This is a genomic window from Mycobacterium sp. SVM_VP21 (assembly GCA_024758765.1).
GTDB classification, from domain to species: Bacteria; Actinomycetota; Actinomycetes; order Mycobacteriales; family Mycobacteriaceae; genus Mycobacterium; species Mycobacterium heraklionense_C.
In genome coordinates this window covers 2,871,718-2,882,767 of sequence record CP101406.1, presented here as the reverse complement: position 1 = coordinate 2,882,767, position 11,050 = coordinate 2,871,718, and the positions used below count along the sequence as shown (strand labels likewise).

The window sequence follows — 11,050 nt, the reverse complement described above, 5'->3', positions numbered from 1 at the left end:
GGCCGCCTACGACTGAGCCGGCGCGATCGAATAGGTGGTGAAATGAAAGTTGCTGTACCACAGAGTGTTGCGCCGCCAGGCAATGTCGCCTGCGCGCCGAGAAATTTCAGATGGCCATGCAATGCCGGAATGTGCCGGGGACCAGGATGAGTGGGCAAGGATTCTCCACCGGCATTGGCGCTGTGATACCTCTACAGACTTGGTCAGCGATCGACTATGGCGCTCTTCCGCCCGAAATAAATTCGGGCCGAATGTATTCCGGACCCGGACCGGCTTCTTTACATGCTGCCGCCGGTGCCTGGGATGCACTGGCCGGGGAACTCAGCGTGGCGGGCAGTGGCTATGCCTCGATCATCGCCGACCTCACCGAGCTGGAATGGTCCGGGCCCTCGGCTCTGGCGATGGCCGGGGCATTGGGACCGTACGTGGGCTGGGTGAGCGATATGGCAGCCCGAGCAGAGCAAGCAGCCATGCAAGCTAGGGCGGCCGCCGCCGCCTACGAAGGTGCGTTTGCGGGTACGGTGCCGCCGCCCGCTGTCGCCGCCAACCGGGTGCAGCTGATGACTCTTATCGCGACCAACTTCTTCGGACAGAACCTGCCGGCTATCGCAGCGACCGAAGTCGAGTACGCGGAATTCTGGGCCCAGGACGCGACTGCGATGTATACCTATGCCGGCTCGTCAGCGGTCGCCTCGGTGTTGACGTCGTTCACTCCGCCACCGCGTACCACCGACCAAAGTGGATTGATCCAGCAGCAGGCGGCGGTCGGCAAAGCGGAAGCCACCGCCGCCGGCTCTGTACACCAAGCGATCAACTCGTTGCAGTTGCCCGGCCTGACTTCGCCCACGCCGACGACCGGCGATGTCTCGTCGTTCTTGTCAAACTTGGCAGCCGATGTTTCCACTCTGACCTCGACCGACAACCTCAACATGGTCGTCAACACCTGGGGAATCAGCTACTTCGGCGCGGGTGTCGTTCAGTTGGGGATGCTGTTCGCGCAGACCGTGATGCCCGAGTCTCTCGCTGCCGCCGGACTGCCTCCGGCAGTGGATCTGGTAGGCGCCAGTGCAGCAGTGACGGCAACGGCAAGCCCGGCGCCAGTCACCGCGCTTGTCGGTCAGTCCAACAAGATCGGGTTGCTGTCAGCGCCGACGAGTTGGGCCGCGCCGACAACTGAAACGGCCCTACCCACGGGCGCCGCTGGAACCATCACGTCCAGCGCGGCAACGCATCCCCCCCACGGCCCACTGACAGCGCCACCGTTCAGAGGAGCCGCGCGGCCGGCGAATTTCACTCGGCGGCGATACGGCATCCGGCACAAGGTAGTTCCGCGCCCGCCAGGTGGCGGGTAGCGCGGCCGATCGGCAATCAACCCACGTTCGACACACCAACACGATCCCAGTAGCACAGGCAAGGCAAGCAGATGACAAACGAACTCACACGGCCACAACCGTTTTCCGCGGCGGGATCGCCCGGTACTCGATTGGAAAGGTGACGACGATGGATTACGGAGCGCTGCCGCCGGAGATCAATTCGCTGCGGATGTACACCGGCCCGGGAGCGGAGTCACTGATGGCCGCCGCGTCCGCCTGGAGCAGGCTGTCCGCTGAACTGACCTCGGCGGTCAACGGCTACCAGGCGGTGGTCGACGGGCTGCAGTCCGAACAATGGATAGGTCCGTCGTCAGCAACGATGGCCCAGTCGTTCAAGCCGTACGTGGCCTGGATGCAATCGACCGCTGTTGCGGCGGAGCAGTCCGCCGGCAAGGTCCGCCAGGCCGCCGCCGCCTATGAGGCGGCGTTCACCGCTACGGTCCCACCGCCGCAGATCGCCCAGAACCGGGCTCTGCTGGCGACGCTGGTGGCCGGCAACATTGCGGGGCAGAACACCGCGGCGATCGCAGCCACCGAAGCCCAATACGGCCAGATGTGGGCGCAAGACGCAGCGGCGATGTACCAGTACGCCGCGGCATCCGCTGTGGCATCGGAGCTGACGCCCTACGCGTCGCCGCCGCAGACCACCGACGCCGCCGCTGAGGCCACCCAGAACGCGGCGGTGAATCAGGCGACGGGCACGGCGGCCGGCAACGGGCAATCGCAGATCTCCCAGTTGATCTCCCAACTGACAACCGCGCTGCAGAGTCTGGGCTCACCGATGTCCGCCTCCGCGACCGCCAGCGCCCCGGTGGACCCGCTGGAACAGCTCATGACCTGGTACGGCCCGTTCGGGAACTTCTTCTACGACACCGCCGGCCTGCCGTTCTTCGGTGCGGGTATCACCAGCTTCTTCACCGGGACGGCGAAGGCCGCCGGCCTGATAGGCGCTGAAGCGCCCGCGGCGCTGCCGTCCGCAGCACTGGCGTCCGCGCCGGCACCGGCTCCGGCGCCCGCGGCGTCGGGCGGCGCGCCCGTTTCAGCGCGTTTGGCCAGCGCCACAACCATCGGAAAGTTGGCCGTTCCGCCCAGTTGGGCGGGTTCGACTCCGATGACCGCGCCCTCCAGCGCGCCGGAGTTCGTCAGCGAGGTGATCGAAACCGAGGAAGCTGCCCCGGCGGGAAATCTGATCGGCGGTATCCCCCCCGCCGCCGGTGCGGGCAGGAATTTTGCGGGCTCCAGCCCCCGATACGGGATGCGGCCAACCGTGGTGGCCCGTCCGCCATCGGCAGGCTAGCGGCCCGTTCGCCAGCTACTACCCCAGAGAGGCTCGAATGGTGACAAGCGATCAGGCAGGCATCGACAGCACAACGAGGACCAAACCCGACCTCGGCCGAATCGAGGCCGGCAAGGAGACCCTGGAGGACTACACCCTGCGCTTTGCACCGCGCAGCTACCGGAAGTGGTCCGCACCCGTCGTGGGAATCTCGGCCCTCGGCGGAATCGCCTACCTGGCGGATTTCGCCATCGGCGCGAACATCGGGATCAGCTGGGGCACCGCGAACGCCCTTTGGGGCATCTTCATCTTCGCGTTGGTGGTCTTCGCAACGGGGTTGCCCCTGGCCTACTACGCGGCCCGGTACAACATCGATCTGGATCTGATCACGCGCGGCAGCGGATTCGGTTATTACGGGTCGGTGGTGAGCAACGTGATTTTTGCAACGTTCACGTTCATCTTCTTTGCGCTCGAAGGCTCGATCATGGCGCAAGGACTCAATCTCGGACTCGGCGTCCCGCTGTGGCTGGGCTACGCCTGCTCGACCTTGATCATCTTCCCGCTGGTCATCTACGGCATGAAGGTCCTGTCGCAGTTGCAACTGTGGACAACCCCGATCTGGCTGATTCTGATGGTGGCACCATTCGGCTATCTACTTCTTAGCCATCCGGAATCAATCGGGGAATTCTTGGCCTACGCCGGCGAAAACGGCACCGGCACAGTGAATATCGGTTCGATCCTGTTGGCTGCGGGCGTCTGTTTGTCGCTGATCGCCCAGATCGCCGAGCAGATCGACTACCTGCGCTTCATGCCGCCGCGGACGCCGGCCAATGCCCGCACGTGGTGGACCTGGACGGTTCTTGCCGGGCCTGGTTGGGTTGTGTTCGGTGCCCTCAAACAGGTGATCGGGTTGTTTCTCGCGGTCTACCTGATCTCCAACGTGCCCGGCGCCACAACGATCGCCAACCAGCCGGTCCACCAGTTCGAGAAGATCTATCGAAACTTCATGCCGGGCTGGCTGGCCTTGACGCTGGCTGTCCTTCTCGTCGTTCTGAGTCAGGTCAAGATCAATGTGACCAATGCTTACTCGGGCTCACTGGCCTGGACGAATTCCTACACGCGTGTCACCAAGCATTACCCCGGAAGGGTGGTGTTCCTCGGGGTGAACCTGGCCATCGCGTTAGCCCTGATGGAAGCCAACATGTTTGACGTCCTCAACACGATTCTTGGGTTCTATGCCAATTGCGGGATGGCCTGGATCGTGGCGGTGGCGTCCGACATCGTCTTCAACAAGTACCTACTCAAATTGTCGCCGAAGGCCCCCGAGTTCCGGCGTGGCATGTTGTATGCCGTCAACCCCGTCGGGTTCGGATCGATGCTGCTGGCGGCAACGACGTCGATCATCGCGTTCTTCGGAGGCCTGGGGGCGACGCTGCGGCCGTATTCGCCGCTGGTAGCGATCGCGATAGCACTGGTGATGCCTCCCATCTTGGCGTTGGCGACCAACGGGAAGTATTACCTGCGGCGCACACACGACGGCATCGATCTGCCGATGTACGACGGGCACGGCAACCCGACCGCCGAACTGATGACCTGTCACGTTTGCCGGCATGAGTACGAACGGCCCGACATGCTCGCCTGCGAGACCCACGACGCCCATGTCTGCTCGCTGTGCGTGTCCACCGACAAGCGGTCTGACCATGTGCTGAATCATGCGGAGTCGCCGATGTCACTCGACTACATGGCCTAGTCGGGGACAACGAGATCGTCGCGGAACTCGCGCCGCGGCGGTGGCCTACCCGGCTCCTACCGGTGCTGCTTACTGCAACAATAGCGCTGTGTAACAATAGTTCTTACTCACCGAATGTGTCCTGCCGACGAGCCCGAACCGAGGAAACGCCGATGGCCATGGCCGACGTGGCGGAAAACGACGAATCCGTCGATGCGATCACCGATGCCCTGCTGACCGCCTCGCGACTGTTGGTGGCCATCTCGGCACACTCAATCGGCCAAGTCGACGAGACCATCACGATCCCCCAGTTCCGGACACTGGTGATCCTCTCCAACCGCGGTGCAATGAACCTGGCAACGCTTGCAAGCCTGCTCGGTGTCCAGCCCTCGACGACCGGGCGAATGGTCGACCGACTCGTCGGCGCGGGGCTAATCGACCGACTGCCGCACCCCACGTCACGACGCGAACTGGTCGCCGACCTGACACCACGCGGGCGCGATGTCGTACGCGAGGTCACCGCCCAGCGACGTGCCGCAATCGCCCGCATCGTGGAGACGTTGCCGACAAAGGAGCGCCGCGGGCTGGTCCATGCCCTTACCGCGTTCACCGCGGCTGGCGGGGAGCCCGCCGCGCACGTAGACGACATCGGCATCTGAGCGCCCGCGCCACACGAGCGTCAGTGTTCTAGCTCCGAGCCAGCGCAGCCTCCAGCAACAGCCGCCGTTCCGCGGTCGCGATTGCCCGCCGGGTCGCCTGAACCGCATCCGGGTTGACCGACACCGAGGTGATTCCCATTCGGACCAGATGCTCGGCGAAAGCAGGGTCGGTCGATGGCGCCTGGCCACACAGCGACGAGGTGATGCCGTGCATGCGGGACACTTCGATAATCCGCGAGATCGCTTCGAGCACAGCTGGATCGGCGGCATCGAACAGTTCGGCGCAGATGTCTGAATCGCGGTCGACCCCGAGTATCAATTGCGTCAGGTCGTTGCTGCCGATCGACACGCCATCAATGCCCAGGCCGACGTACTCCGGAAGCCAGTAGACCACCGACGGCACCTCGGCCATCACCCAGCGGTGCAAGCCGCGTTGCGAACCCAGAGGACTGGCATCGACAAGCGTCAGACAGGCTTCCAGTTCCCATCGAGTCCGCACAAACGGAAGCATCAGATGCACGTTGGGATGCCGTTCCCGTACGCGGGCCAACGCTTCGAGTTCCAGCGCGAATACATCAGGCTCACGCACATAGCGAAAACAGCCCCGATACCCGATCATCGGGTTGTGCTCGACCGGCTCGTAGGCTTCGCCACCGCGCAGCCCTCGGAACTCGTTGCTACGAAAGTCGGTGGTGCGATAGATGACCGGGCGAGTGCCGAATGCCGACGCGATCTTGGCCAGAGATGCGACCATGGCGTCGACCACGGTGTTCTGTTCCCCATGTGCGATCAGGTCACGGGGATGGCGACCGGAAAGCGCTTCGGTCAGCATGAATTCAGCCCGCAATAAGCCCACCCCGTCGACGTCTTCGGTGGCGACAGCCTCGGCGGTGTCGGCCATGGCCAAGTTGACATAGATCTTCGTGCCGGTCGTCTCGACGGCGGCCCGAGAGGCAGGAGGGGAAGGCGTCACCCGCACGGTTGCCGGCCCACCTGCGGCGACAACCCCCTGAGTCCCGTTGACCATCACTGTCTGGCCATCGTGAAGGGCCGTGGTGGCCCGACCGGTGCCCACCACACATGGGACACCAAGTTCGCGCGCCACGATAGCGGCATGACAGGTCATCCCACCGGTCTCAGTCACCAATGCCGACGCGCGGCGCAGGGTCGGCAGCCAGTCGGGGTTGGTCATCGGGGCAACCAGAATCTCGCCGTCCACCAAGCGATTCCCCTGCTGCGGGCTATGAAGAATACGCACTCTGCCGAACGCCGATCCCGGCGCGGCGGGCAGACCACGCAGCAGGACACCCGTGTCCTCCGCGCCGCCGTTGGGCTCAACGCCGAGCGTGGTGATCGGTCTGGCCTGCACCAACCACACCGTTCCCGAGGCGATCGCCCACTCGACATCCTGCGGGCACCCGTTATGCGCCTCGACACTGACTGCCAGTTCGGTGATGCGCCGCAACGCAGTATCGTCTAGGACACGTGCTTCGGCTTGGACCGGCTCCAACTCCACGACCGCGTCGCGTCCATCGGGGCCGCGCTCGATCTTGAACGCCTGATAGCCGATTTTGATGCCGAGAACCTCCAGAGACTGCTTGTCAACGACATAGGTGTCGGGCTGCACCTTTCCCGCGACGACAACTTCTCCTTGGCCGACAGCGGCCTCAACCACGACCTGGCCCGGTTCCCCGGTACCGGGGTTGTTGGTGAAGGCGACCCCGGACTGCTCAGCAGCAATCATCTGCTGCACCACCACGGCCATCGCAGGCTGCGCATCGAACCCACGACTGGCCCGGTAGGTGACCACTCGCGGGGTGAATAGCGATGCCCAACATCGCTTGACCGCATCGATTACCGCGTCGTCGCCGGCCACATTGGTCACCGTCTGGTTCATTCCGGCGAACGACGCGTCACGGCCGTCTTCGCCAGTGGCCGAAGACCGCACTGCCACAACGCAGTGCGAACCAAGTCGATGGTAAGCATCCAAGAGTTGGTCCCGAACCGGTTCTGCGATACCGGCCTTGGCAACCAGATGCTGCATCCTTCGACACAGCTCGGCCAGCCGAGCGCTGTCGTCGACCTGCTTCAACGCTTCGCGGTGCAACGCAGCCACTTCGCTATCGACTCCCCCGGCGTGCAGCGAGGTCAGATACCCGCTGCGCAGCAGCACAAATCCTGGCGGGACTGGGAGTCCCGCAGTGACCAGTTCGCCCAGGTTAGCGCCCTTTCCCCCAGCCTCCTCCGCGTCGGCCAAGCTCAGGGTCGAGAAATCCCGAACGTGAGCGGGCGCATCGCGTTTAGTTGACATGTCCGATTCCCTTCTCGCCATGAGACCGGTACGGCGGATCGATCGCAGCACGCCACAACTGTTGAACTTCCTGGCCACATCGCTCGAGTGGCTGCGCCGTGTCGATTCGGTGAGCGCTATCCCATTGGAAGTCTCGAGCGGCTAACGCAGCACCGATCTGCGGTGTCGCATCAGAGTTGCCCGGCGCCCTGCTTTTGATTCGTTCGGCGGCGACATCAGCCGGTAGCACACAATGGATCTCGGTGATCGGCGCATGCTTGTCGCTGGCCAGCCGGCGGGCCAATGCTCGGAACTGCGCGTCGCGCCATGTCCCGTCCAAGATGACCGACTGACCGGCAGCCAAGTGCTGGCCCGCCCGACGCAGGATCTCCTCGTAAACAGCGGTGACGTTGGCCGGAGCGTAGAGCCCCGCATCGAGGCTGCCCGGTTCTCCGCCGAGGCGGCCCGACTTGCGCAGTTCCTGGCGCACGTCGTCGGTGGAAACCACTAAGGCCCCGACTCTTTCGGCGACCATTCTGGCCAGGGTCGACTTGCCGGTCCCGGGACCGCCACCGACTAGGGCCAGCCGAACCGCGCCGTCCTCCAGGTGACGCTCAGCGATAGCCAGGTGTTGAGCCGCGGCCGCATCGGCACCCGGCTTGCCCTGCGACAGCCGTACGCAGTCGACTTTCGCTCGCACCACAGCGCGATAGGCGATATAGAAGCCAATCAGGGATAACGGCGCGCTGTCACCCGACCGGGCCACGTAGCGATCCAGAAAATAGTCACCAAGGTCCTTGCGCCCCAGGAACTCCAGGTCCATCGCCAGAAAGGCCACGTCGTCGATGCGATCCAGATAGCGCAATTCGTCGCTGAACTCCAGGCAGTCGAGCAGGACGGGTCGGTCGTCGACCCAGAAGATGTCATCGGCGAGCAGGTCGGCATGGCCGTCGACAATGCAGCCCGCTTCCACGCGCTGGGTGAACAGGCACGTTCGGCCGGCAAGGTATTCCGCGGCAAGGTCCTGAACACGCCGCACAGATGCCGATGACACAGCGTCGTCGGCGTGACGCTGCAATGTGGGGAAGTTGTCCATCCACCGTTGGTAGATCGCCCCGGGTTTGCCCTGCAAGCTGATTCGTCGGCTGCGTTCGGCTCGGTCGTGAAAGTCGACCAACCGGGCAGCGATGCTGTCGAGCACGTACTCAACGGATTCGCCGCGCTTGACCATCGAGGCAAGCCGCTGGTCGTCGTGATAGCGCCGCATCACAATGATGGGTTCGCCGACTCCGCCAGCGGGGCCGTGCAGGTGTGCGACCCCCAAATAGCTCTCGGGGGCAAGCCGGCGGTTGAGCTCCACCTCTCGTGCGCAGGCCGCCTCCCGCTGCTCGACCGTCCGGAAGTCGAGGAAGTCGGTGTGCACCGGCTTCTTGGCCTTGAAGGCTCGGTCGCCGACCAAGACGACCACCCCGGAATGCGTTTCGTGAGCTTCAACGTAAGGCACTGCCGTCGCTTCCTGCACTACTTCTTCGGCGGGTGACGCAGGCTCCATGGTTTCGAGTGTCGGCCAGCGCGTGCGGGTCAGGAAGCGGTCTAAGGGCCGCAATGCTGGTGGCCTTAGGTCACCAACCGCTCGGCCTCCCCGCGAAGGACCATCGCCACCGATTGGCGGGGCCAACGGCCCTCACCGGGGCACGACAGCGCCGCAGGCGCATCCGTAGCAGCTCCCGATCTGGAGCTGGAGCACGCCGAGACAGTCCTGTGCGAAGTCGATACGATGCTGCGCGCCGGTTCGTCGATGTACCCCGCCGCGCCACAACGACACGGCGCCCGCTAACTGCCAACCAGCGGAGCGCTCCAGCACACCCGGGTGCCGCCGTCACGCTGCGAGGTGATCTCACAAGAACCGCCCACGAGCTGCGCTCGGCTCGTCATGTTCGCCAGGCCGCTGCGGCGTTGGTTGTCGGGGGGAATCCCATGACCGTTATCGGTGACGACGACGCTCAGTCGATCGGTCGCGCTAATCTCGACGCGAACCTGGGATGCACCGGAGTGACGGCAGACGTTGCTGACGGCTTCCATGATCACTGCCTCCGCATGTTCGGCGAGTTCGGCGTCGACGAGCATCATCGGCCCCTGGACCTGAACGGTCGTGACGATGTCGCGATTCTCGGTCAACCGCGCAACTCCTTCCTGGACTCGCTTCCGAAAGCCCCCATCAAGAGCCTGCCGAGATTTGAGCCGGAAGATCGTGGTACGGATCTCGGCGATGATGCTTTGCAGGTCGTCAATCGTGCCGTCCAGCCGGGCGGTGACCTCGGGAGAATGCGTCAAGGTTAGGGTGCCCTGTAGATCAAGTCCGGCCGCGAACAACTGCTGTATGACGTGATCGTGCAAGTCATGGGCGATTCGTTCGCGGTCGGCCAAGATATCGCGTTCGCGTGCTGAGGCACGCCCCCGCACCACCATCAGGGCGACGGCAGCCCGGCGGGCAAAGTCATACACCAGATCCAGGTCCGCCTCATCGAAGGCCGGCTGATGCTCGTTGCGGGCTATCGCCAGGACTCCGAGCGTCTCACCGTTGGCGTGCAGTGCCACCACGACGGCTGGCCGCTGACCGACATCGGTGAAACCCGGAATCGGGATGTGGAAGGCCTCGGTGATCAGCGGGGTCCCGGAGCGGAAGACGCTGCCGGTGGTGGAGCCATCCACCGGAATCTGCTGATGGATTACCTCCGCGGCGTTTCGGCCCGCGGCCGCGGCGACAGTCAGAGCCTCAATGTCGGCGGTGGGGACGCTCGCGTCGGCCGGTACCACCACAATCGCCTGCTCTGCCGCCGCAAGGTCGCACACCCGCTCGGCTACCACCTGCAGCGGCTTCGCGGGCAGAGCCGAGTCGGAAAGGAGCGCGGTGGTGATATCACGGCCCGCCTCTATCCACTGAGCCGAGGCACGCAGGTGTTCCACCATTCGGGCGTTATCGACGGCGACCGCAGCCGCGGTCGCCAAGGCGCCGGCAACCCTTTCGTCCGATTCAGCGAACATGTGGCCCGGCTGCTCATGAGTCAGATAGAGATTGCCGAACAGCACGCCCTGAGTCACCAGGGGAACGCTGAGCAGCGCATGCATCGGGGGATGATGTGCGGGAAAGCCGACCGCCGCGGGGTGCGCAGTCAGATCAGCAAGGCGCAGCGGGTGGTCCTCGACGAGCGAGACATCCAAGACGCCCTTTCCGACCGGCAGGTGTCCGATCCGGCGAACCGTCTCCTCGTCGAAGCCGGCGTGAATGAACTCGATCAAATTGCCCTCCGGGCCGCGGATAGCCAGGGCGCCGTACCGGGCCGAGGTCAGCTTCATCGCCGCAACGATGATCCGATGAAGGGTCGTGTTCAGGTGAAGGTCGGAGCCGATCTCGACAATGACCGTGAGCAGCTGCTCCATCCGATCGCGTGTGATGGCGAGCTCGTCAAGCTGACGATGCATTCGATCGATCAGCGCCCGATCTCCGAGACCGCTGAACGCCGACTCGCTGTCCCCGCCGTCCATCCGACCCATTCTTTCCGCGGAGCGAACAGACCGTGCGGCCCTACCGGCCCAGGTCCGTCCAGCAACATGCTGGCACAACCGCGGCCAATAGGCGATACCCCAGCCGTGTCGGCTACTGGCTAGCTGCCATCAGAAGATTGGGCAGCTTGTGCGGGGAGGTTGCTGTCAGGGATCAGC

At 64.3% G+C, this 11,050-nt stretch carries 7 protein-coding genes; 4 read left to right on the top strand and 3 right to left on the bottom strand.

Annotation, left to right across the window (positions count from 1 at the left end; genetic code table 11):
* Positions 1–251: 251 nt before the first annotated feature.
* From NM962_13295 to NM962_13280, 4 genes are all read left to right on the top strand, one after another.
* Positions 252–1,352: a PPE family protein gene (locus NM962_13295; protein UVO10985.1), complete on the top strand. Its 1,101-nt coding sequence runs from the start codon at positions 252–254 to the stop codon at positions 1,350–1,352.
* Between the two features lie 148 nt (positions 1,353–1,500).
* Positions 1,501–2,670, top strand: coding sequence for a PPE family protein (locus NM962_13290; protein ID UVO10984.1), 1,170 nt, complete (start codon positions 1,501–1,503; stop codon positions 2,668–2,670).
* A gap of 61 nt (positions 2,671–2,731) precedes the next feature.
* The gene (locus NM962_13285; GenBank protein UVO14716.1) at positions 2,732–4,399 is read left to right on the top strand and encodes a hypothetical protein; all 1,668 of its coding nucleotides are present in this window, start codon (positions 2,732–2,734) and stop codon (positions 4,397–4,399) included.
* A 152-nt stretch (positions 4,400–4,551) separates the two neighbouring features.
* Positions 4,552–5,037, top strand: a complete 486-nt coding sequence (locus NM962_13280; GenBank protein UVO10983.1) for a MarR family transcriptional regulator — start codon at positions 4,552–4,554, stop codon at positions 5,035–5,037.
* A gap of 28 nt (positions 5,038–5,065) precedes the next feature.
* Here the strand turns inward: NM962_13280 and ppsA are convergent, their stop codons facing one another.
* From ppsA to NM962_13265, 3 genes are all read right to left on the bottom strand, one after another.
* Positions 5,066–7,348 (bottom strand): phosphoenolpyruvate synthase, encoded by a 2,283-nt coding sequence (gene ppsA, locus NM962_13275; GenBank protein UVO10982.1) that lies wholly within the window; start codon positions 7,346–7,348, stop codon positions 5,066–5,068.
* Positions 7,338–8,879 (bottom strand): AAA family ATPase, encoded by a 1,542-nt coding sequence (locus NM962_13270; protein ID UVO10981.1) that lies wholly within the window; start codon positions 8,877–8,879, stop codon positions 7,338–7,340. The genes ppsA and NM962_13270 overlap by 11 nt, the downstream gene beginning before the upstream one ends.
* Before the next feature lie 281 nt (positions 8,880–9,160).
* On the bottom strand, positions 9,161–10,810 hold the full coding sequence (locus tag NM962_13265; GenBank protein UVO14715.1) for a GAF domain-containing protein: 1,650 nt from the start codon (positions 10,808–10,810) through the stop codon (positions 9,161–9,163).
* Between the last annotated feature and the right edge of the window lie 240 nt (positions 10,811–11,050).

What these genes read in the sequence shown, in the direction of transcription:
- NM962_13265 (UVO14715.1), bottom strand. Translation starts at nt 10,810, where the DNA reads ATGCATCGTCAGCTTGACGAGCTCGCCATCACACGCGATCGGATGGAG.
- NM962_13290 (UVO10984.1), top strand. Translation starts at nt 1,501, where the DNA reads ATGGATTACGGAGCGCTGCCGCCGGAGATCAATTCGCTGCGGATGTAC.
- NM962_13270 (UVO10981.1), bottom strand. Translation starts at nt 8,879, where the DNA reads ATGGAGCCTGCGTCACCCGCCGAAGAAGTAGTGCAGGAAGCGACGGCA.
- NM962_13280 (UVO10983.1), top strand. Translation starts at nt 4,552, where the DNA reads ATGGCCATGGCCGACGTGGCGGAAAACGACGAATCCGTCGATGCGATC.
- ppsA (UVO10982.1), bottom strand. Translation starts at nt 7,348, where the DNA reads ATGTCAACTAAACGCGATGCGCCCGCTCACGTTCGGGATTTCTCGACC.
- NM962_13295 (UVO10985.1), top strand. Translation starts at nt 252, where the DNA reads ATGTATTCCGGACCCGGACCGGCTTCTTTACATGCTGCCGCCGGTGCC.